Annotated in this window: 19 protein-coding genes; 3 read left to right on the forward strand and 16 right to left on the reverse strand. The window is 69.8% G+C overall.

Annotated elements, in window-relative coordinates:
- Window positions 1-51: 51 nt before the first annotated feature.
- Entirely contained in the window at window positions 52-1,233 is a 1,182-nt protein-coding gene (locus DAT35_RS16275) for a DUF4388 domain-containing protein (protein ID WP_108067956.1), read from the reverse strand.
- A 12-nt stretch (window positions 1,234-1,245) separates the two neighbouring features.
- On the reverse strand, window positions 1,246-3,465 hold the full coding sequence (locus DAT35_RS16280) for a tetratricopeptide repeat protein (RefSeq protein WP_108067957.1): 2,220 nt from the start codon (window positions 3,463-3,465) through the stop codon (window positions 1,246-1,248).
- Between the two features lie 108 nt (window positions 3,466-3,573).
- On the opposite strand from DAT35_RS16280, the gene mazG reads away from it, so the two are divergent.
- Both mazG and rpsT read left to right on the forward strand, forming a co-directional pair.
- The gene (gene mazG / locus DAT35_RS16285) at window positions 3,574-4,752 is read left to right on the forward strand and encodes a nucleoside triphosphate pyrophosphohydrolase (RefSeq protein ID WP_108067958.1); all 1,179 of its coding nucleotides are present in this window, start codon (window positions 3,574-3,576) and stop codon (window positions 4,750-4,752) included.
- A 114-nt stretch (window positions 4,753-4,866) separates the two neighbouring features.
- Entirely contained in the window at window positions 4,867-5,145 is a 279-nt protein-coding gene (gene rpsT / locus DAT35_RS16290) for a 30S ribosomal protein S20 (RefSeq protein ID WP_108067959.1), read from the forward strand.
- Between the two features lie 12 nt (window positions 5,146-5,157).
- On the opposite strand, the gene lptE is transcribed toward rpsT, so the two are convergent.
- The 6 genes from lptE to DAT35_RS16320 form a co-directional block, all read right to left on the reverse strand.
- Window positions 5,158-5,700, reverse strand: a complete 543-nt coding sequence (lptE, locus tag DAT35_RS16295) for an LPS assembly lipoprotein LptE (RefSeq protein ID WP_233261512.1) — start codon at window positions 5,698-5,700, stop codon at window positions 5,158-5,160.
- 31 nt (window positions 5,701-5,731) lie between these two features.
- Window positions 5,732-6,316, reverse strand: coding sequence for a zinc ribbon domain-containing protein (locus DAT35_RS16300; RefSeq protein ID WP_108067961.1), 585 nt, complete (start codon window positions 6,314-6,316; stop codon window positions 5,732-5,734).
- Window positions 6,317-6,329: 13 nt separating this feature from the next.
- Window positions 6,330-8,828, reverse strand: coding sequence for a leucine--tRNA ligase (leuS, locus tag DAT35_RS16305; RefSeq protein ID WP_108067962.1), 2,499 nt, complete (start codon window positions 8,826-8,828; stop codon window positions 6,330-6,332).
- Window positions 8,829-8,964: 136 nt separating this feature from the next.
- On the reverse strand, window positions 8,965-9,348 hold the full coding sequence (locus DAT35_RS16310; protein WP_108067963.1) for a response regulator: 384 nt from the start codon (window positions 9,346-9,348) through the stop codon (window positions 8,965-8,967).
- A 100-nt stretch (window positions 9,349-9,448) separates the two neighbouring features.
- The gene (locus tag DAT35_RS16315; protein WP_146209740.1) at window positions 9,449-10,108 is read right to left on the reverse strand and encodes a hypothetical protein; all 660 of its coding nucleotides are present in this window, start codon (window positions 10,106-10,108) and stop codon (window positions 9,449-9,451) included.
- A gap of 178 nt (window positions 10,109-10,286) precedes the next feature.
- Window positions 10,287-10,766 (reverse strand): cupin domain-containing protein, encoded by a 480-nt coding sequence (locus DAT35_RS16320; RefSeq protein WP_108068414.1) that lies wholly within the window; start codon window positions 10,764-10,766, stop codon window positions 10,287-10,289.
- 186 nt (window positions 10,767-10,952) lie between these two features.
- Between DAT35_RS16320 and DAT35_RS16325 the strand changes: the two genes are divergently transcribed.
- Window positions 10,953-12,269, forward strand: a complete 1,317-nt coding sequence (locus tag DAT35_RS16325) for a hypothetical protein (protein ID WP_108067965.1) — start codon at window positions 10,953-10,955, stop codon at window positions 12,267-12,269.
- 1 nt (window position 12,270) lies between these two features.
- Here the strand turns inward: DAT35_RS16325 and DAT35_RS16330 are convergent, their stop codons facing one another.
- The 8 genes from DAT35_RS16330 to DAT35_RS16365 are packed head-to-tail and all read right to left on the reverse strand — an operon-like array spanning window position 12,271 to window position 20,860.
- A complete protein-coding gene (locus DAT35_RS16330; protein ID WP_108067966.1) occupies window positions 12,271-13,074 on the reverse strand; it encodes a hypothetical protein in 804 nt (267 codons plus the stop codon).
- Window position 13,075: 1 nt separating this feature from the next.
- On the reverse strand, window positions 13,076-14,107 hold the full coding sequence (locus DAT35_RS16335) for a chemotaxis response regulator protein-glutamate methylesterase (RefSeq protein ID WP_108067967.1): 1,032 nt from the start codon (window positions 14,105-14,107) through the stop codon (window positions 13,076-13,078).
- On the reverse strand, window positions 14,104-14,961 hold the full coding sequence (locus DAT35_RS16340; RefSeq protein ID WP_233261513.1) for a protein-glutamate O-methyltransferase CheR: 858 nt from the start codon (window positions 14,959-14,961) through the stop codon (window positions 14,104-14,106). The genes DAT35_RS16335 and DAT35_RS16340 overlap by 4 nt, the downstream gene beginning before the upstream one ends.
- 21 nt (window positions 14,962-14,982) lie before the next feature.
- Entirely contained in the window at window positions 14,983-16,959 is a 1,977-nt protein-coding gene (locus tag DAT35_RS16345; RefSeq protein WP_108067968.1) for a HEAT repeat domain-containing protein, read from the reverse strand.
- Window positions 16,956-17,561 (reverse strand): chemotaxis protein CheW, encoded by a 606-nt coding sequence (locus tag DAT35_RS16350; RefSeq protein ID WP_108067969.1) that lies wholly within the window; start codon window positions 17,559-17,561, stop codon window positions 16,956-16,958. Before DAT35_RS16350 ends, DAT35_RS16345 begins: the two co-directional genes overlap by 4 nt.
- The gene (locus tag DAT35_RS16355) at window positions 17,558-18,121 is read right to left on the reverse strand and encodes a chemotaxis protein CheW (RefSeq protein WP_108067970.1); all 564 of its coding nucleotides are present in this window, start codon (window positions 18,119-18,121) and stop codon (window positions 17,558-17,560) included. The genes DAT35_RS16350 and DAT35_RS16355 overlap by 4 nt, the downstream gene beginning before the upstream one ends.
- A gap of 34 nt (window positions 18,122-18,155) precedes the next feature.
- Window positions 18,156-20,489 (reverse strand): chemotaxis protein CheA, encoded by a 2,334-nt coding sequence (locus tag DAT35_RS16360; RefSeq protein WP_108067971.1) that lies wholly within the window; start codon window positions 20,487-20,489, stop codon window positions 18,156-18,158.
- Window positions 20,486-20,860, reverse strand: coding sequence for a response regulator (locus DAT35_RS16365; RefSeq protein ID WP_108067972.1), 375 nt, complete (start codon window positions 20,858-20,860; stop codon window positions 20,486-20,488). Before DAT35_RS16365 ends, DAT35_RS16360 begins: the two co-directional genes overlap by 4 nt.
- Window positions 20,861-20,879 lie beyond the last annotated feature (19 nt).

Genomic DNA, 20,879 nt, shown 5'->3' on the forward strand with positions numbered 1-20,879 from the left:
TCAAGCTAACGTCCTCGCGCAAGCAGCGAAAGGCGGAAGCAAGCGGCCCTCCTAGCGCAGGGGAGACAGGAGGATGAACTGCCGGTCCGACGTACGGCGATAATAATAGTCGTCCCGCCATGGGTAGCGCAGGTCCTCCCGCTGTAGGAGACCCACCTCCACCAGGGCATCGAGGCGCTCGGGGAGGGCTCCCTTCTCCAACCGGAACACCTCCAGCGCGGCCTGGATTCGGGCCTGTTGGGCGGTGGCCAGCAGCCGCTGGGCCGCCGGGTCCGCGAACGAGGAGGCGGAGTCATCACCCAGGTCCCAGGTGTCCGGCCGCAACCGGGAGCCGACGAAGCCGAGCGCGGCCAGCACCACCACGGTGACGACGGCGCGGGCCACCATGCCGCCCACCCGCACGAGCAGGCCGGCGCCACCCGCGGAGACGGAGCGTCCCGAGGACTGGTGCGCGCGGACGTACTCGAGGTTGAGCAGGTTGACGAGCGCCTTGCATGTCTCGAACTCGCCCATGCAGCTGAGGTCCACCAGCTTGCGCACGTCGCGGCCGGGGGCGATGAGCTCGTAGACCTTGCGCTCGGAGCTGCCGATGGACTTGAACTCGCCCTTGTTCTCGTCCTTCTTCTCCTCGGAGAAGGCGTCGTCGAAGGCGGCGTCGAAGTCGTCCTCCTTCTCCTTGGCCTTGGAGGCGGGCAGCTCCTTGATCCGCTCGAAGGTGATCGCCTCGTGGGGGAGCTTCTTCCGGACGTGGGGCCACTCGTCCACCATCCGGAAGCCTTCCATCAGCACGCTCTCGGCGCGCAGCGGCGTGATGGACTCGCCGTCCGCCTGGACATCCTCCTGCTTGAACTCGTAGGTGCCCGCCTTCCAGGAGAAGAGCCCGTAGAGGGTCTCCGTCACCTGGAGCTGCATCATCTGCTTGAGCTTCTGGGCGGTGATGGCGCCGCTGGCGGTGAGCACGTCCCCGAGCCGCTTGAGGGTGCGCTTCTGCGTCTCCAGCGCGCTCTCGAGCTGCTGCTCGGTGATGATCTCCGCGCGCACCAGCATGCTGCCGATGAGGTCCTTCTTCTTCCGGGTGATGCTCTCGGCACGGACGATGTTGCCGTCCCGGAAGTAGACCTGGACATCCTGATCCTTGCTCTTGAGGTACAGAACACCGGTCTTCTGCTGCTGGCCGATGAGCTGCAGGATGTCCGCGATGCCGAAGTCCTTGAGGGTTCCCGTCAGGGCCATCGTCGTTCCGGTCTACTCGTTCTGGCGGCGGTACAGCCCGCGCAACGTCAAGAGGTGGAGGGGGATGAGCAGCAGCAGCAGTGGGGCCAGCTTGAGGTAGAGCGGCGCCTCGCCGTAGGGCGAGCGCAGCACCCCGGAGCGCAGCAGCACCCCCGACACCGCGAAGAGGAAGAAGAAGGCGTAGATGGCGCCGCGCACCGCCAGCCCGTGGAAGAGGTGGCCCGCGCCGGACACCAGCGCGCCGAAGGCGTACGACACGCCGCTTTCCCACCGGCGGTTGCGCTCGATTTCAATCTGCTTGCGGGCCCGGACACGCGCCTCCACCGCGCCCTTGCGCGAGAAGACGTTGACGCACTGGGCGCACATCTTGCTGGCCACGCCCAGCTCCTTGTCGCACCGCCGGCACACCGGACGGCCGCACTTCTCGCACTCGTATGAGGCCTTGAAGGCCTTGCGCGCGAAGCCCAGCGCCAGGGCGCCCAGCGCGCCCAGCACCGGCAAGCCCCAGGCGGTGGCACCCGAGCCTCCCCCGAGCAACCGGCGCGACAGCTGCGCTTCCACGCGCTCCGCCGCCACCGTGTCCTCCGTCACCGGCAGATCCGCCTCGGCGATGGGTGGGCTGATCAGCAGCCGGTTCATCAACAGGCGATCATCCGGCGGGCGCTGCCACATCAGCAGGGTCGAATCCAGGCGCTGCGCGGCATTGAGCGCATCGCGCGCCTTCTGGTTCTCCGAGCCGATCTCCGAGTCCGGAGCCACCGCGGCACGGCGGCGGTACACCTCGGCCAGGTTGAAGGCGGGAGCGGCCAGGCCCGGGTCCGCCGCCGAGGCCTCGGCGTAGAGCCGCGCCGCCCCGTCCGCATCGCCCAGGGCCAGCATCGCGTTGGCCATGTTGGTCATCAGCCCCGCATGCCCGGAGCGCAGGGCCGCCGCGGCCTTGTAGTGCGCGATGGCCTCGTTCAGTTGACCCCGCCGAGCTTCGAAGCGCCCGAGCGCGTACAGCTCCGCGAAGTCCGCCTTCTTCTTCTCGTGCCGGGCGCGCACCCGCTCCGCCACCGGCTCCGCGGCGAGTCCACCGCGCTCCAGCACGTAGACGTCCTCGGCCACCGTCCCGGCGAAGGTCGAGGACTGGGCGATCTTCCCGGCGGCGAACGGCACGAAGGCCGCCACCACCAGCAGCGCCACCGCCACCGCCCGCTCGATCGTCGAGAGGTACATGGCCACCGACGCCAGCAGGATGAGCAGCACGGGCACCAGACCCAGCCGCAGCGCCAGCGGGGTGCCGATCAGCAGCAGCACCGCCAGGGCCGCCGACTGCCACCTCGCCGCCGCTCGCGGAAAGAGGTGGTGGAAGTCATGGAGGAAGAAGCGCACCCGGCGCAGGAAGAGCACCCCCACCACCACCGCCGCCGTGGCCAGCACCGTCATCAGGAGCACCGCCCCCAGGTCCGCCAGCGCCGGGCGCCGGTAGCGTGGATCCTTCAACTGCACCGCGACCGCGGCCTTGATCTCCCGGGAGTACGCGCCCACGTCGCCAGGAGAGCGGCGGGCATAGGCCTCGGCGAGCGCGAGCCGGGCGTAGGGAAGGTTCGGCGAGAGCGACACCGCGTGCTCCACCAGTTGCAGCGCGCCGCCCGAGTCGTTGGCCTTGCGCCGCCCCTCGGCCGCGCGGATGAAGCCGATGCTGAGCGCCTCCATGTCCAGGGCCGCCACGTCGTCCTTGAGCGAAATCAGCTCCTGCTGGGCCTTCCGGGCCGCCTCCATGTCCAGCGCGGCCACCGCCTTCTGCCACTTGTCCCAGGCGGCCTGCAGATCCGCGTCGGTGACCCTCGGGGCGAGGATGGGCGGAGGCGGAGGCCGCACCACCGGCGCGGGCGCGGCGGGCTGCGCTTTCGCGGGGGCCGCCGGGGTCTCCACCACCTTCCCCTCTGGAGGTATGGCCTCCTCCTCGGTCCCCTCGCCCTTCGACTTGTGGCCCTTGCGGTTCTTGCCACGGCCGTGACGCGTGGAGCCCTCGTCCGTCGTCTCCTCGTCGGAGGAGTCGTCGGAGATCTCCTCGGGAACCGCCATCTCCTCCGGCTCCAACATCGAAGGATCCTGGTAACCGGGCTTCTGTGCTGCAGAGGGGGCCGGCTGACGCTGGGGCTTCTGCGCATGGGCCTGTCGCACGGGCATCCACAATGCGAGGCACAGCAGCAGTGGCAGGAAGCGCAAGAGGGAAAGGCGCGGCATTCGAGTTCCGGATGATAGGCGACGCGCTCCCCCCACGGAAGTTGTCACGACCCCCCAGTGGTTTCACTGTGTTACACGAGCCCGCCCGCCTGGAGAGGAGCTGGAACCATGAGTGCAGCAGGGGAGCAATTGGACAGGATGGTGGAAATCATGGCCCGCCTCCGAGCGAAGGACGGCTGCCCGTGGGACAGGGAGCAGGATCTGCGCTCGCTGCGTCCCTACCTGATCGAAGAGGCCTTCGAGGTGCTCGACGAGATGGACCGGGTGGCCGAGGGCGGGCCGTGGCGCCCCCTGTGCGAGGAGCTGGGGGATCTGCTCTTCCAGATCGTCTTCCACGCCCGGCTCGCCGAGGAGCTGGGAGAGTTCTCCATGGCGGATGTGGCCCAGGCGATCGGCGACAAGATCACCAGCCGCCACCCCCACGTCTTCGGTGAGAAGCAGGCGGACGGCACCCCGCAGCCGCTGGCCAACTGGGCGAAGCTGAAGGCACAGGAGCGCAAGAAGAAGACGGGCCGCGAGGGCTCGGTGCTCGACGGCGTGCCCACGGGCGCCCCGTCCCTGCTGCGCGCCGAGCGCCTCACGGAGAAGGCCAGCCGGATCGGCTTCGACTGGCCTGGCGTCCAGGAGGTGCGCGCCAAGCTGTACGAGGAGCTGGGCGAGCTGGATGAGGCCATCGCCTCGGGGAACCGGGACGAGCTGGAGCACGAGCTGGGCGACGTCCTCTTCTCCCTGGCCAACCTCGCGCGCTTCCTCCAGACGCCGGCCGAGGACGCGCTGCGAATGGCCATCCGCCGCTTCACCACGCGCTTCCAGCACATCGAGTCCTCCCTGCGCGCCGAGGGTGTTGCCCTGGGCGAGGCCACGCTGGAGCACATGGAGCGCCATTGGCAGGCCGCCAAGACGGTGGAGAAGGCCCTGCCCCCTCCGGCCCGGGTCCCCCGGGCGCCCCTGATCGCGCTGCGGCTGCCGGTGGCGGACCTCGCCGCCCAGCGGGCCTTCTGGGATCGCACCGCCCCGCTCCTCGGTTGGAGCGCCGAGCGGGGAGGCACCGGCGAGGCCGTCTACAGCGACGGGATGTACCGGCTCACCTTCACCCAGGGCCCCAGCGCCCCCTCCCCCGCCACCTTCACCTTCGGGGCGCCCTCGGCCGCGGCGGTGGAGCGGCTGCGCACCACCCTGGAGAGCACCTCCCCGGGCAGTGTCCTGGAAGGCCCGGGCGCTATCGGCCGGATCTCCTTCCGGGATCCCGCCGGCCTGCGTTGGGAATATGCCTTCGGAGACCGCTGATTGATGTTTCCCGGGCGTCCGGACGATGGCACGGATCACGCAGACCTTGACGCTCGGTAGGCGCCAAGAGTAGGTACGGCGCCTCTTTTCCACAGAAGTAAGCTGGAGATCACCTTGGCCAACACCAAGTCCGCAGAGAAGCGTAACCGCCAGGCCCAGAAGCGCCGCGCGCGCAATGTCAACGTCCGCACCACCGTGAAGGACGCCGTCAAGAGCCTGCGCGAGACCCTCACCACCACCAAGGACGCGGCGAAGACCGGCGAGGCCCTCAAGGCCGCCACCCGCACCATCTCGAAGGCCGCGTCCAAGGGCGTCATCCACAAGCGCGCCGCCTCGCGCCGCATCTCCCGGCTCGCCAAGGCCACCAACCGCGCCAAGGCCGCCGCGAAGTAGTCGTCGCGCCGTTCACCAGTTGCTGGCCAGCCGATCGTACCCCTCGCGCATCAGCGTCTCTGAGAGACGGTGGAGCGCGGCCTGACGGTTGGCCTCGACTTCCAGAACATCGCCGGTCACGCTCGTCGTGCCCGGCAGGAAGTCCTCGCTCCCGGAGACCGTCGTCTCCGACAGCACCCGTCCATCCCTCATCAGCTTCAACAGCACCGTCGCGGTAGCGCGATAGCTGGCCAGCTGTGGGGGGGCTGCGTTCGTGTTCCCATTGAAAACGGGCTCGGCGACGGTCGTGGGCGCACTGTTCACACCCATCACCACGCCCTCCACGGTGGCCTCGCAGGCCCCCGTTCCGCCGAGCACCCCGGCGCGCACCAGTTCCTGGCGGAAGTTCTGGGTGAAGAGCACCTCCAGGCCCGGCTCGGGCGTGTTGTTGCGGAAGACGGGCGCGCACACCGAGCGCACTCCCCCGGGCAGCCCCGCGCCCCTCGGCGTGAAGCGGTAGCCGCAACCCAGGCCCGACAACAGGAGAACCCACCCCACCACGCGCATCCGGGACATGGCGCCCACAGTAGCGGCGCGAGCCCGGCGGTCAAGCGTCCGAGGTGCCCCGTCTCGAGGAGGAGGGCTCGCTCACCTGCACGCCGCGCGCGCGCACCACGTCCGAGAGCGTGAGCCAGGCGGCCCGCACCCGCTGCTCCATCGGAGAGCCCCGCCGCACGGAGCCCAGATCCCAGCGCGTCTCCACCGCGCCCGAGGACTCCAGGACGAGCGTATAGCGCCGCTCGGTGAGGGCGAGGGCCACGCCCACCAGGGCCAGCAGGCCGAGCAGCACCCGCACCGGCCCCGGAACGAAGGGCAGCACCCCCAGCGCCACGGCGGAGAGGATCAGGACCTCGTAGTGCGGCCGGTGCACCAGGGTGAGCCGGCGCAGACCTGGCAGCTCGAGGAGAAAAGGCGTGGCGGAGGCGCCCGGACGGAAGGAGAGACGATTGCCCACGCCCGTGAGGACCCGCCCACCCGCGAGCTCCGCCGAGAGGAAGGGCGCCGCCGGAGTGCTGGCCCCCGGAGGCAGGGGCGCCTCCGGCAGCTCCGCACCACACGCCGAGCAGAAGCCCGCCCCGGCCCGCTGCGGGCGACCGCACCGCGTGCACATGACGAGGACCTCGGCCGGCACCGGGCCTCCCGTCTCAGCCGACGACGAAGTTCACCAGCCGCTTGGGCACGAAGACGAACTTGCGCAGCGTCTTGCCCGCCATGGCCGCCTTTACCCGCTCGTCCGACTCGGCCGCGGCCCTCACGTCCGCCTCGGCCGCGTCCGCCGGCACGCGGATCTCCGCACGCAGCTTCCCGTTCACCTGCACCGCGTACGGAATCACGTCGTCCACCACCAGCGATGGATCGAACTCCGGCCAGCCCTGCGTGACGACGAAGTCCTTCGCGCCGTAGGACTCGGCGATCTCATCGGACAGGTGCGGGGCGAACGGCGCCAGCACCACCGTCAGCGTCCGCATGGCCTCGGCCATGGCCGCCTTCTCCGAGGGAGTCTCCGGCGTGCCCAGCGCATACAGCGCGTTCACGTACTCCATGGAGCCGGCGATGGCGGTGTTGAAGGACAGCCGCTCGATGGCCTCCCCCACCCGCTTCAGGCACTTGTGCGCCGCGCGGCGGATCTCCAGCGCCTTGCCCTCGAAGGCCCCGTCGTGCGTGGCCCCGGCCACCCCGTGGTGCTGGACGGCCAGCGTCCACACCCGCTTCAGGAAGCGGAACGCGCCCTCCACCTGGTCGTCGGACCAGTCGAAGTCACGCTCGGGCGGGCCGGCGAACAGCACGTACGTGCGCGCGGTGTCCGCGCCGTATTTGGACACGATGGAGGACGGCGCCACCACGTTGCCCCAGCGCTTGGACATCTTCCGCCCGTCCGGGCCGTTGACGATGCCCTGCGTCACCAGACGCGTGACGGGCTCGTCCACCGGGCTCAGGCCCAGCAGCTTCATCACCCGCGTCCAGAACCGGAAGTACAGCAGGTGCATCACCGCGTGCTCGGGACCGCCCACGTACACGTCCACCGGCAACCAGCGCTGCGCCTCCTTCGCATCGAAGGGCGCCAGGTCGTAGTGCGGCGACAGGTAGCGCGCGAAGTACCAGCAGGAGTCGACGAAGGTGTCCATCGTCTCCGTCTCGCGCCGCGCGGGGCCACCGCACTTGGGACACGTGGTGTTGACCCACTCGGGCACCTTGGCCAGCGGCGGCTCGCCCTTGCCCGTCAGCACCGCCTGGGTGTCGATCTCCGGCAGGCGCACCGGCAGCTGCGCCAATGGCACCGGCTGACCCTTGCGCTCGGGATCGCACTTCTCGCAGTACACGATGGGGATGGGCGTGCCCCAGTAGCGCTGGCGGCTGAAGCCCCAGTCCTTCTGGCGGTACGTCACCTTGGGCTCACCGCGGCCCTCGGCCTTCAGCTTCTCGCCCATCTTCTTGCGCGCCTCGGCCGAGGGCAGGCCGGAGTACTCGCCCGAGTCCACCAGCACGCCATCCTCGGTGTGCGCCAACTCCAGCGTGTCACCCGCGGGCAGCTTGTCGCCCGAGGCCGGCTGCACCACCACCTTGATGGGCAGGGCGTACTTGCGCGCGAACTCGAAGTCGCGCTCGTCGTGCGCCGGCACGCTCATCACCGCGCCCGTGCCGTAGTCGGACAGCACGAAGTTGGCGACCCAGATGGGGACCGGCTGGCCGCTGAACGGGTTGATGGCGTAGGCGCCCGTGAAGACACCCTCCTTCGTCGCGCCCTCGGCCGTGCGATCCGTCTTCGAGATGGCCGCCATCTTCTTCGCGAAGGCCTCCACCTCGGCGCGCTGCGCGGGCGTGGTGATCTGCGACACCAGCTTGTGGTCCGGCGCCAGCACCACGTAGGTGCAGCCGTAGATCGTGTCGATGCGCGTGGTGAAGACGCGCAGGCGCGCGTCACTGCCCTGGATGTTGAAGTCCGCCTCCACGCCCTCGGAGCGGCCGATCCAGTTGCGCTGCATCGAGGTGATGCGCTCGGGCCACTCCTTCAGTTCGTCCAGGCCGTCCAGCAGCGCCTGCGAATACTTCGTGATGCGGAACGCCCACTCGGGCATCTCCTTGTCCACCACCGGCGACTCGCACCGCTCGCACACGCCATCCTTCACCTGCTCGTTGGCGATGACCGTCAGACAGCCCGTACACCAGTTCACCTTGCTGAAGCGGCGATAGACCAGCCCACGCTCCAGCATCTGGATGAAGAACCACTGGTTCCAGCGGTAGTACTCGGGCTCGCTGGTGTTCACCTCGCGGGTCCAGTCGTAGCTGTAGCCCAGCGAGCGGATCTCCTTCTTGAAGGAGTCGATGTTCTCCCGGGTGCGCACCGCCGGGTGCACGCCGTCCTTGATGGCCGCGTTCTCCGCCGGCAGGCCGAAGGCGTCCCACCCCATGGGGTGGAGCACGTCGTAGCCCCTCATCTGGAAGAAGCGCGCGTAGACATCACCGATGAGGTAGTTGCGCACGTGCCCCATGTGCATCTTCCCGCTGGGGTACGGCAACATCTCGAGGATGTACTTCTTGGGTGCCCCCGGGCGCTTGCCTGCCCGGAACACCTGCGCCTCTTCCCAACGGGTCTGCCACTTCTTCTCGATTGCCTGCGGCTCGTAACGCTCGTTCATGGCCATGACGGGGTGCGTCTTAGTGGGACGCAAGTCCCCAAGCAACAACTGACCCTCCGGTCCCTGTCCCTCTGACGCCTGGAGCCCAGGAGAGGGGGTGCGGAGGTCGGCTCGAAGACAGGCGCCCGCCCGGCCGACAGCCCTACTCGAGCCGCAGCAGGCTCTTCACCGTGTCCTGCACCACCTTGGACTGGACGGGCTTGACCAGGTAGGCGCTCGCCCCGAGCGCCATGGCGCGCTCGCGATCCTCGACGGCGGACTCGGTGGTGATGACCACGATGGGGACGGTGCGGTACGCGTCCGTCTGCCGGACGTGACGGATGAGCTTCAGTCCGTCCATCAACGGCATGTTGATGTCGGTGAGGATGAGATCGTAGCGGCCGAGGGTGAGCTTCTTGAGGCCCTCGGCACCGTCGTGCGCCTCGTCGGTGTGGAGCCACGAGCCCAACCGCTGCAGCGCGTACATGAGACTGCGCCGCATGGCCTGCGAGTCATCCACCACCAGCGCCCGGATCTGCTGCGTCATGGCGTCGACAATAGCACCCCCCGACATGGGACCGGGGAGTGGACTTCAGGCCTCCCTCCCCCCGCCGCGCCCCTGGCGCCCCCCGGCCGGGCAGGCGTGCTCAGAGGATCCGGTCCTCGCAACCCGAGGCGGAGGCATCGCCACAGCCATACGCGTGGCCCTCCACACGCTGGAACCGGCTCGCGAGCGACGCCTCTCCCCCCTCGAGCAGGGTGCACTCGGGATCGGACTTCTGGAGCCTCCACCGCGGCCAGGTGGCCACCAGGCCGAACGAGGGCACGTCGGCCACGGGCCGGTACACGTAGCGGACCGCCACCGGCATGGGCGTGGACCCCGACGAGCAGTTGCGCCCCTTGCACGGGGCCAGGTAGTTCATGGGCGACTGGCTTTCGGGCACCGACGCCATCACCGCGCGCGACATCCGCCGTTCGAGCGTCAAGACGGGCTGGACGTGGGTCCGGCACTCCAGCAACTGTCCGTCCTTCCTCGCCGCGAACACGATGTTCACGTCACTCACATACCGCGCTCCGGCGGCCTCGGCCCGCTCCAGGAATCTCAGCACCGATTCGTCCAGCGGCCCGCCGAGCGGCATCGCGAGCGCCCACTCCGGCAACCCGGTCTTCATGGCCTCGTCCGTCTTGACGACGCGCAAGTCCCCCGACTTCCCCGGTGACCGGTAGCCGTCAGGCCCGTGGGCACAGGCCATCAGGGCCGAGACAGCCGCCGATACCGCAAGCAGACAACCCTTCCTCAATGTCATGAGCGTCTCCCTGTCACTGCAACTGACAGTCAAACGCTCCTCGGGCTTTCAACATATCGGCCGGACAGCCTGGCCTTCCGCGTGACGAGACAGGTCGCCCCCCTCCGCGTTACCTCCGAGGAATACCTGAAGGGAGCAGATCGCTGGCCGGGGGTTGTTCTTCCGCGCGAGCTGAGCCTCACCCCGGATGGGAGAGCTGGCGGAACAGCTCCGCGTGCTCGGGATGGCGGGCCGCCAGCTCCCCGCCTCGAGGCATCTCCCAGTCCGCGAAGTCGAAGCCGGGAGCCATGGTGCAGCCACACAGCGTGTAGTCACCTCTCGGCAGCGCCGCCTGCAGCACCCCGGCCGGCACGAGCACCTGTGGCCGCTCGCCCCTCGTGACATCGCGGCCCAGCGTCACCGTCTCCAGCCGGCCCTGGCGCTCGTCCAGCAGGTACATCGTCAGCGCGTGCCCGTCGTAGAAGTGCCACAGCTCGTCCGAGAGCACCCGGTGCCAGGCCGAGAACGTGCCTCGCGGCAGCAGGTAGTAGATGGCCGTCCCCGCCGAGCGCGTTCCTCGCGGCGTCTCCACCGCCACCGCCGAGCGCCATGTCTCCCGGTAGAAGCCCCCCTCCGGGTGGGGCAGCAGTCCCAATGTCCTCACCAGCTCGTCAACCATGCGGCCAGTGTAGGACGCCCATGGCATCCAGGTGCATGGGTTCTCAGCGGACTCGTGCACTTGAGCAGGTGCTCACCATGACAGTCCCCCAGACACGGCATTGTCCCCGGTGGACGGACAGGCGATCCTTCCGTGGCACCGCGTCCTCCCCCTCCCTCCCGCGTGCCCACGAAGGAGCCGCCACCGATGTCCCTGCGAACGTTCGCGATGAAGGCCCTGCCCTGGCTCGCGTTCGCCCTGGCGCTCACCTCCCTCGCCTATACGTGGAACTGGGCCCTCGCGAAGGCGTCCGAACGCCACCGGCTCCACCAGGCGTTCACCACCGGCACCACGAAGTACATCTTCGGTCTCTGCCCGGATACCCCGCTCGTGAACGCTGTGCCTCAATGGGCCAACGACATGCGCGGGTTCTGCCGGGCGCTCCACCCCTCCTGGGGCAACGGGGAGCAGGGCTCGACCCGCTCCGAGCTCGACATCGAGAACGGCTCGACGTGGCAAGCGCTCCAGCTCCTCTCCAGGCTCGTGCTGGAGGTCTCCCCGGCCAAGGTGCTGTCGCTCCTGCCCCTGGTGGTCATCTCGCTCGCGGGTCTGCTGGGCCTGCAGCACCGAGGATGGCTCAGCCGCCAGGGCATCAACCCCCGCCTGCGAGTCACTCGCGGCGCCGCACTGACCATGCTCGTCGTCGTCACGCTCGCGCTGAGCGCCTCGCTCGTGCTGCTCAACGAGCAGGAGACGGCGACGATGTGCCAGGTGACGGGCAGCACCTACGCCAACCTACTCTCCATCGACGCGCGCTGCTCGCAGCAGACGATGCTGTTGCGCGATACCCAAGCACTGCTCGAGCAGAAGAAGGGCGAGCTGGACGCCCGCGCCCGGGAGCTGGAGGACCTCAAGCATGAGATCGCCTCGCTGGGCGCGATGCGGGACGCGCTGGGCACGTTCAAAACCGAGCTGAAGAGTCAGAGCGAAAGCACCCAGCAGCTCATCATGGCCGTCACCGGCGCCACACTCGACGGCATCAACAAGGCGATGGATCCGCTCCACAAGGATGTGAAGGGGCTGGATCAATCGCTCAAGACGGACTTCAAGAACGACCTGCGCGGCGAGTTGCAGGGGGACATGAAGGCCCTGGTACGGAACGAGCTGAAGGCGGCGCTCCAGAGCGAGGAGCTCAAGGACGTGGTCCGTCAGGAGGTGCGGGCTGCCGTGCAGGAGGACGTCCGCGCCGTGGTGCGCGGGGAGCTGCGGGAGTCGATGAAGACGGTCCTGGAGGCGAGCCACGTGCCCGCCTCGGCACCTGCGCTCGCGGAGTCCTCGCCCACGCTCGCGAAGGCGTCAGCCCCTTCCGCTGCGCCGGTCCCAGCGAAGGGGTCCGCTCCAGCCCCGGCGAAGGGCGTGCCGTCTGCGCCCCCAGCCACCCGGAAGCCCACGCCCGCGAATCCGCAGGGAAAGCCCGCGACTCCCAGCAAGCAGCCCACCGCGCAGACTCAGGGCAAGCACTGAATCAGGTGGGGGACGGGCCGGGGGGAACCACCGTCGCTGGCGGCTCGATGGCCGTGCCCCGGCGGCGCTCCCTGGGCGCGTCCAGGAACGTGCCCAACAGCACCCAGCGCCGCGCGTCCTCCTCCGCACCCGGCTTCGCCATCAGCGGCGTCGTGTAGTGCCAGAAGGGCAACCGGTACACCGTGATGCCTCCCACGGTGTTCACGCTCTGCATCTCCGTGAAGTGCCCGCCCTTCGCGTACACCAGCCACTGGTGCGCCACCGCTGGCGTCGCGAACGTGAGGTGCATGTCCACGTAGCCATCGAAGGCCTCGGCGTCCTCGGGGTGGTGATCGTTGTGCGGACCCGTGTAGTCCCCCGGCCCGTAGCACAGCGCTTGAATCCCCCACTTGCGCCTCAGCGCCCTCCCGCTCACCGCCGCCGCGAACGCCGCGAAGCTCTCCGAATGGAGCATCTCCACCAGCCCCACCGCCTCGGCCGCCTTCCACGAGCGCGAGCGCCGGCTCTCTAGCAGCGCCGTCCTCACCCTCACCGTCTTGGGCAGCTGCTCCGCGTAGTTCTCCGTCATCCCCCAGATGCTCTCCGGCGGAATCGGGTCCTCCATCACCGTCAGCGTGTCCCGCAGCGCCTTCTCCAGCGAATCCCGGCACTCCGCCGCCTTGCGCGCGTCCAGCACTCCGCCGAGCGCCACGAAGCGCACTCCCGGCCGCAGCAGCGCGCCGCACGCGTCCCGGTCGCGGCCCTCCAGGATGCGCCGGCCCTTCGGCGTGAGCAGTTCCGCGAACTCGGAGGGGAAGGTCTTCATGTCACTTTCTCTTGCGCGCCATCTCCACCAGCGATGGGCCGATCTCTCCCAACGGCAATACCCGGGTCACCGCCCCCGTGGCCACTGCTTCCTGCGGCATTCCGTAGATGACCGCCGTCTCCTCCGACTCCGCCCAGACCTCGCCGCCCGCCTTCTGGATGGCCTTCGCCCCCAGCGCCCCGTCCGAGCCCATTCCCGTCAGCACCACGCCGATCGCCTTCGAGCCGAACACCTCGGCCAGGCTCATGAAGAGCCGGTCCACCGAGGGCGCGTGCTTGTCCTGCATCGTCGGCGGCGGCGTGCCCAGCAGGTACTGCCCGTTCTGCCTGTACACCACCAGCTGCCGCCCGCCGGGCGCGATGAAGACATGGCCCGGTGCCAGGAGATCTCCCTCCTGCGCCTCGCGCACGGAGAAGGGGCCCAGCCTGTCCAACCGCTCCGCGAAGGCCCGGGTGAACTGCTTGGGCATGTGCTGGCACACCAGCAGGCTCATGGACGGCTCGGGCGAGAGCGCCTCCAACAGCCGCTGCACCGCCGGCGGTCCTCCCGTGGACGCTCCGACTCCCACCACGAACGAGGGATCCAGCTGCAGCATCTTCGGCCGGCGCACCGGCTTCGTCTCCGGACGCACCAGCCGCGCCGCGAGCACCTTCTCCTGCAGCTCCCTGCGCAGCTTCTCCAGCACCTCCGTCGTGGGCTTCGCCGGCTTGGCGATGAAGTCGAAGGCCCCCAGCTCCAGCGCCTTGAAGACGTCCGTCTTGTGCGCGTAGCTGGAGATGACGATGACCGGCGTGGGCGCCGTGCTCTTGAGCAGCCGCAGGAAGGAATAGCCACCCAGCCGCGGCATCTCCAGGTCCAGCGTCACCACGTCCGGATGCAGCGCCATCACCTGACGCAGCCCCTCGTTGCCGTCGGCCGCCGTGCCCACCACCTTCACGTCCGGCAGGGACTCCAACAGCTCCGTCAGCAGCCGCCGGTTGTGCGCCGAGTCATCCACCACCAGCACCTTCACGGGCTCCCGGGACGTGTTCACGGGCCACCCTCCGGCTTGCGGTAGACGAGGTCGCTGCGCAGGTGCACCAGCTCGAAGTCCGCGCTCAGGTTGATGAGGTTCTCCGAGTGCCCCAACAGCAGGTAACCGCCGGGCACCAGCTTGTCGTAGATGAGGCGGAGCACCCGCTGCCGCGCGGGTGTGTCGAAGTAGATCATCACGTTGCGGCAGAAGACGACGTCCAGCCGGGACACGAGCAGCGTCGACTCCGGCTCCTGCAGGTTGTGGTGCCCGAAGGTCACCCAGGCGCGGATGTCGTCGCGCACACGCACCCGGTTGGGCCCCACGTGGACGAAGTAGCGGGCGATCTTGTCCGGCGGCGTGGCCCGGAGCGCGGACGGCCCGTACTCGCCCTGCCGGGCCGCGGCCAGCACCCGGCGCGAGATGTCCGTGCCGTGCACCTCCACGTCCCAGCCCTCGAAGCGCCCGCTGTCCTTCAGGAGCATGGCCACCGTGTAGGCCTCCTCCCCGGACGAGCACCCCGCCGACCAGATGCGCAGCCGCTTCGTGCGCGCGTTGCGGCGCTCCAACTGCGGCAGCACGTCCTCGGTGAAGGCCCGCAGCTGGCGCGGCTCGCGGAAGAAGTACGTCTCGTGCGTGGTGAGCGCCTCGATGGCCGTCTCGAGCTCGGCACGACGCTGGGCGTCGAAGCGCAGGTAGCGGTAGTAGGCGCTGAAGTCCGTCAGCCCCAGCGCCTCCAGCCGTGGCCACAGCCGCCGCTGCATGACGTACTTCATGTCGTCACGCACCAGGATGCCGCAATGGCCGTACACGAAGTCCCGCAGCAGGCGGAACTCCTCAGCGGTCATTTCCGGCTTGCCCGTATCGAAAGGCATCACCCCCGAAGCCTCCGCGACTCAGCGTCCCGACAATCGCTCCACTGCATCCACCAACGCGCGGCGGGCCAGTGCATCCGTCTCGGCCGCCAGCGCGGCCCGTGTCGCCGGCAGGCACTCGCGCCCACCGGAGTCTCCCAGCACCCGAGCCGCCGCCGCCCTCACGTCCCAACTCGCATGGCCGAGCAACCCCACCGCCAGCGACACGCACACGGCCGAGGCAGCGCCCGCCAGCAGCGCAGCCTTCACCACCTCGTGGTCTTCATGGGCCACCGCGCTCCGGAGCGCCTCGTCCCCCAGGGCCCCCAGCCGCGCCAGGGACTGCACCGCCCGGAAGGCGACGGCCCCGTCCGGGTGCCGCACCAGCGCCTCCAGGTCCGCCACCCGCTCCACGGCCCCACTCTCCCCCACCGCCTCCAGGGCGGCCAGCCGCACCTCCAGGGCCTCATCCGCCAGGGCGCGTTGCAGCAGCCCCGTCAGTGGCGCGTCCCCCAACTGCCCCATCACCCGCACCGCCGCGGCGCGCACCCGCGGGGACTCGTCCTTCAGCGCCACGAGCGCCAGCTCCAGGCCTCCCACAGGGTCCACCGCGGCCAGCACCTCCACGGCGGTGGCGCGCAGCGGCACGGAGCCCTCGCGTGCGATCCGCCGCACCCGGGGCAACATCACCATCCCGCCCACCCGCATCAGCGCGTTCAGCACCACCGGCTCCGCCCCGCGATCCAGCGCCGACTCCAGCACCTGGGCCACCTGTTGAGGGAAGCTGCCCGCCAGCGTCACCAGCGCGCGCACCGCCGGCCCCGCCAGCTCCGGGTGGGACAGCAGCTGCGCCAGTGGCTCCACCGCCTCCAGCGAGCGCGTGCGCCCGAGCGCCTGCACCGCCACCGACTTCAAGTCCACCTCGCCCCAGTCGAGCATCTGGACGAGCTCGGGCACGTACGTGGCGTCCACCCGCTCCACCAGCACGTGCCCCGCCGCCTCGCGCGCCGGGAAGGACAGCCTGTCCATGCTCGCCAGCAGCTCGCGCCCCGTCTCCGGGCCGAAGTGCGACAGCGTGCGCATCACCTCCGGCACCAGCCGCTCCTCTTGCGCCACCTCCGCCACCAGCGGGGCCAGCTGTGGCTCGCGCAGGGCCGCCGCCGCGACGAGCGCTCCGGCGCGCAGCTCGAGATCATCGGACTCCAGCGCGCTGGCCACCCACCCCACCGCCTCCGGCAACCGCTTCAGCGCCAGGCGCACCGCCGCCACCATCTCCGGCCGCAGGGAGGGCTCGGCGAGGCCCGCCTGGGTGCCCAGCGCGATGAGCGCCGCCTCCCGGGTGGAGCGCGACTCCGCGCCCAGTCCGCGGCACACCAGCTCCGTGGCCGCCACCTGGGGAATGAGGCCCAGCACCCGGTACGCACTGCGCTTGAGCGTCGGGTTGCTCAACAACCGCACCAGCTCCGGCAGCGGCGGCGGGTGGCGCAGCGCCGCGAGCGACTCCAGCGCGCTCAACTGCAGCAGCGGCTCGGGGTCGTGCAGGGTGCGCTCCAGCGCACGGGCCGCGATCTTGGCTCCCACCTTCCCCAGCGCCTCCGCCGAGGCCACCCGGACGTTGAGATCCGTGTCCTCCAGCATCGCCTTCACCAGGGCGTCCTCGGCCTCGCGCTGCCCGAGCTGGCCCAGGATGTCCGCGGCGAACTTGCGCTGATCCGGATCCACGTGCCCGAGCAGCCGCACCAGGGGCGCCACCGCCGCCGGACCCATGCCCGCCAGCGCCTCCGCCGCCGCGTTGCGCGCGCCCGTCTCGTCCCGCTCGCCCAGCACGGCGATGAGCCGCTCCACCACCGCCTCGCGCTCCGGAAACCGGGAGAAGCCGTCCGCCGCCGCGCGGCGCACCCGCCAGCTCTCGTCGTGGAGCCCAGCCACGAGCGCCTCACACGCTCCCACCGAGGACACATCCAGCTCCAGGAGGGCCCGGTAACGCGCCTCCTCTGCGTTCCGCCCCTCCTCGCTCATCCGTTCATCCTCCGGCCGGTGTCGCGCACCAGCTCCGCCATCAGCAGTGCCTTCACGTCCAGCAGCAGCTTGAGCCGCTCCGGCTCCAGACTCTCCGCGCGCTTCTCCTGCTCGCGCTTCTCCGACCCGCGCCGCTCCAGCTCGCGCCGCTCCGGCTCGCCGTACACCCCCACCACGAAGGGGGCTGGCCCCACCGCGCCAATGGCCGGCGCGGGCTTGATCTCACTGCGCCGCAGCCGCACCACCTCGGAGACGCGGTCCACGGTGAAGGCCACGCGCTTGCGGCCCAGCCAGCACACCAGCAGCCGCGTCTTGGGAGTGTCCACCGGGGACTCGATGCCGATCAGCCGCTTGCGCAGGTCCACCACGGGGATGATGGAGCCGCGCAGGCGGATGACGCCCTCGATGAAGGACGGTGCCCCCCGGATGGGCGTGAGGCGCTGGGGCAGGAGGATCTCCTCCACCCGCATGATGTCCACCGCATATTCCTCGGGGCCCACGAAGAAGGCGCACAGCTGGACGAGCGGATCCCTCTCCGCGGCGGCGGACTCGTCGTCCCGGGACTGAGAGAGCTGCGTCAGGACATTGAAACGCTGTCTCATGCGAGGGCCTGCCAGATGTCGAGCAGGATGAAGAGCTGCTGTTTGCGCCGCCCGAGCCCCACCACACAGTCCCGCTCGCCGCCGCCCACGCCCGGAGGAGCCAGCTCCAACATCGAGGGCCGCAGCCGGACCACCTCGGAGACCACGTCCACCCAGATGCCCGCCAGCCCGTCCGCCGTCTGCACCACGATGATGCGCGAGCTCCGGGGAGGCTCGGGCGCGTCCGGCCCCGCCACCACCTGCGCCTTGTCCGCCAGCCGCAGCTTCACCTTGATGTCGTAGACGGGCAAGACCTCGCCCCGCAGATACATGATGCCGAGCAGGTTGGTCGCGGCACGAGGCACTTCCGTGAGCGGCGGAACCTTGACGATCTCCCTCACCCCGTGGATGGGCACCGCGTAGTGCTCGCCTTCCAGTTGGAAGGCCAGGTACTCCTCGGGGATCTCCTCGGGAACGGGCTCGACGGACTCATCGGTCCCGGCCACCACCTCCTGGATGAGGCCGACGTCCTCATCCGGACGGTAGAAGAAGCTGTCGAGCAGCACGGACAGGGAAGGCACGGGATGAAGGATAGCAGCCCCACGGCCGGAGGCATCACGCGCGGCGCCGTTCCAGGCTCATCCCCTCCTCAAGCAAGGCACCCACGTCCAGCACCAGCACGGTGCGCCGGTTGGCCAGGTCCGCGGCCCCCGAGATTCCTCGCACGCCCTGCAGGCGGCCACCCAGCGACTTGACGACGATGTCCTGCTGGCCCTGGAGCTCGTCCACGGCGATGCCCAGCCGCTCCTGTGCCAGCCCCGCCACCACCACGAAGTGGCGGTCATTGTTGCGCTCGGGGTGGTTGAACACCCGCGCCAGGCGCATGAGCGGCAGCGTGGTGCCGCGCACGTCCAGCACCTCGCGCCGCTCCACCGTGCGGATCTCCGAGGGCTTCACGGACAGGATTTCCAGCACGCTGTTGAGCGGCACCGCGTAGGTGCGCCCACTCACGCCCACCACCAGGGCGCGGATGATGGCCAGGGTGACGGGCAGCGTGATGTGGAAGGCGGTGCCCTGGCCGCGCTCGCTCCACACGTCGATGATGCCGGACAGGTTGCCGATGTTGTTCTTCACCACGTCCAGGCCCACACCCCGGCCGGACAGCTCGGACACGCTGCGAGCCGTGGAGAAGCCCGGCAGGAAGATGAGGTTGAGCAGCTCGCGCCGGCTCATCTCCCGCGCCTGGGTCTCGGAGATGAGCCCCTTGCGCAGCGCCGCCTCGCGCACGCCCAGCTCGTCGATGCCCGCTCCGTCGTCGCTCACTTCGATGACGACGTGGTTGCCCTTCTGCTCCGCGCGCAGCGACACCCTCGCGCGCCGGGACTTGCCCACCGCCTGCCGCGCCTCCGGCGACTCCGCGCCGTGGTCGATGGCGTTGCGGATGATGTGCATCAGCGGATCACTCAGCTCCTCGACGATGAGCTTGTCCAGCTCCACGTCGCCGCCGCCGATGACGAAGTCGATCTCCTTGCCCGCCTCGCGCGCGATGCGCCGCACCAGCCGGGCGAGCCTGTCGAACACCTGGCCCACCGGCACCATGCGCGCCTCGAGCAGGCCCTGCTGGAGCGCGTCCAGCTTGCGCTCCAACTGCCGCGTCTCGCGCGACAGCTCCTGCCCCCACAGCTTGGAGTGCGCCACCACGCCCTCCTGCTGACGCGCGGACTCCGCCATGCGCTGCAGGTTGGCCTTGATGAGCAGCAGCTCGCCCACGGTGTTCATCAGCGCGTCCAGCCGGCTGATGTCCACCCGCACCGTCTGGGTGAGCGAGCGCGCCGACTCGTCCGTCCGGGGGCCCCGCGAGGCCACCGGATCCTCCGTCAGCGTGCGCACCGGAGGCCCGGACACCTCGGAGGACCGCGCGGGCTCGCCCTGAAGCGACAGCAGTTCCTGCGTGGGCTCCGGAGCGCTGACCGGCTCCACCGCGCGCAACCCCGGGGCCTTGCTGGGAGGAGCAACGTCCCGCTCCAGCTCGCTCGTGGGAGGAGTCTCCGCGCCCGCCTTGGGCGTCCGGGGCTTCCTTTTCCTCTTCGGGGCGGCAGGAGGCGCCTCGGCCTCGGTGGGAGTGGAGGCCCGGATGGCCTGCGCCACGGACTGGGCAGCGGCGGCGGGCGCCGGAGCGGACTGGGCCGCGGATGCCCCGGGTCGCACCTTCAGGGAGAAGAGCTGCGCGGGGGTGCCCTGGAGCTTCGCCGCGAGCTCCGACTCCGGCACCTTGGCGCCGAAGATGAGATCGAACGCGATGCCCGAGGCCCCACCCGGCTCCGATGAGGGCAGCGTGCTGACGACCTCGCCCAGCGGCTTGAGGCGCGAGTTCAGCTCGGCGAGCCCCGTGTCGAAGTCGGACAGGTCGAACGCGGCGCGGACGCGGTAGAGAGCCACGCCCCGGCGCACGTTCTCGCGCAGGCGGTGCTCCTCGTACTCGGTGAAGACGGCGCGCACCTGCGCATCCAGCTCCAACCGGTCGAGCGGATCCTCATCCACCGCGGCCGACGCGACGCCCAGGTTCGCCAGCCTCGAGCCCAGTTGCAGCACGCGCTCGCTCAGGCCCACCGAGGACTCCTCCCGGGAGGCCTCCGCCAACAACGCCTGGAGCGCGTCCAACGACTCGATGAGGGCATCCAGGACCTGATCGTCCAGCGACAACTTGCCCAGCCGCAGCCTGTCGAGCAGGTCCTCGGACTGGTGGGCCAGCTTCGCGATGCGCTCCTGTCCGAAGAGCGCCGACAGGCCCTTGAGCGAGTGTGCCGCCCGGAAGATGCCGTTGATGAGATCCGGGTCCGGATCCGCCCCGCGCTGTTGATCCAGCACGAGCAGATCCCTGCCCAGGGCCTCGAGGATCTCCGTCCCCTCGGCAACGAACTCCGCCAGTGCTTTTCCCGCCTGGTTCACGCGAGCTTGAGGTAGCGCCGCACGAGCCCTTCCAGGCTCTCCGGCGAGAAGGGCTTGACGAGGTACTCGGCCGCGCCTAGCGCCAGCCCGCGGTCGCGATCCTTCTCACGGCCCTCGGTGGTGACGATGAACAGCGGCGTGTCGCGGTAGTTCGGGTTCTTCTTGACGAAGTTGATGAGCTCCAGCCCGTTGATGTCGGGCATGTTGATGTCGGTGATGATGAGATCGAACCGGTGGCGAGGCAGGAGCTTGAGGGCCTCGAAGCCGCTGCTGGTAGCAAAGGCCTCCAGACCGGAGATGGACTCCACCGTCGCGGCAATCAACTCCCGCGAGGCCTTGGAATCCTCCACGATCAGGATCTTGAACTTCATTCGTTCGAACCGGACCCCA

Origin of the sequence: Vitiosangium sp. GDMCC 1.1324, assembly GCF_003044305.1 — a bacterium.
Taxonomy (GTDB): domain Bacteria; phylum Myxococcota; class Myxococcia; order Myxococcales; family Myxococcaceae; genus Archangium.

Bases quoted from the DNA above. Each gene is read 5' to 3' on its own strand.
- DAT35_RS16310 (WP_108067963.1), bottom strand. From the start codon at position 9,348: ATGACGCAGCAGATCCGGGCGCTGGTGGTGGATGACTCGCAGGCCATG.
- DAT35_RS16320 (WP_108068414.1), bottom strand. From the start codon at position 10,766: ATGGTTGACGAGCTGGTGAGGACATTGGGACTGCTGCCCCACCCGGAG.
- DAT35_RS16315 (WP_146209740.1), bottom strand. From the start codon at position 10,108: ATGACATTGAGGAAGGGTTGTCTGCTTGCGGTATCGGCGGCTGTCTCG.
- DAT35_RS16275 (WP_108067956.1), bottom strand. From the start codon at position 1,233: ATGGCCCTGACGGGAACCCTCAAGGACTTCGGCATCGCGGACATCCTG.
- DAT35_RS16365 (WP_108067972.1), bottom strand. From the start codon at position 20,860: ATGAAGTTCAAGATCCTGATCGTGGAGGATTCCAAGGCCTCGCGGGAG.
- DAT35_RS16325 (WP_108067965.1), top strand. From the start codon at position 10,953: ATGTCCCTGCGAACGTTCGCGATGAAGGCCCTGCCCTGGCTCGCGTTC.
- leuS (WP_108067962.1), bottom strand. From the start codon at position 8,828: ATGGCCATGAACGAGCGTTACGAGCCGCAGGCAATCGAGAAGAAGTGG.
- DAT35_RS16330 (WP_108067966.1), bottom strand. From the start codon at position 13,074: ATGAAGACCTTCCCCTCCGAGTTCGCGGAACTGCTCACGCCGAAGGGC.
- DAT35_RS16340 (WP_233261513.1), bottom strand. From the start codon at position 14,961: ATGCCTTTCGATACGGGCAAGCCGGAAATGACCGCTGAGGAGTTCCGC.
- lptE (WP_233261512.1), bottom strand. From the start codon at position 5,700: ATGTCCCGGATGCGCGTGGTGGGGTGGGTTCTCCTGTTGTCGGGCCTG.
- DAT35_RS16345 (WP_108067968.1), bottom strand. From the start codon at position 16,959: ATGAGCGAGGAGGGGCGGAACGCAGAGGAGGCGCGTTACCGGGCCCTC.
- DAT35_RS16350 (WP_108067969.1), bottom strand. From the start codon at position 17,561: ATGAGACAGCGTTTCAATGTCCTGACGCAGCTCTCTCAGTCCCGGGAC.
- mazG (WP_108067958.1), top strand. From the start codon at position 3,574: ATGAGTGCAGCAGGGGAGCAATTGGACAGGATGGTGGAAATCATGGCC.
- DAT35_RS16280 (WP_108067957.1), bottom strand. From the start codon at position 3,465: ATGCCGCGCCTTTCCCTCTTGCGCTTCCTGCCACTGCTGCTGTGCCTC.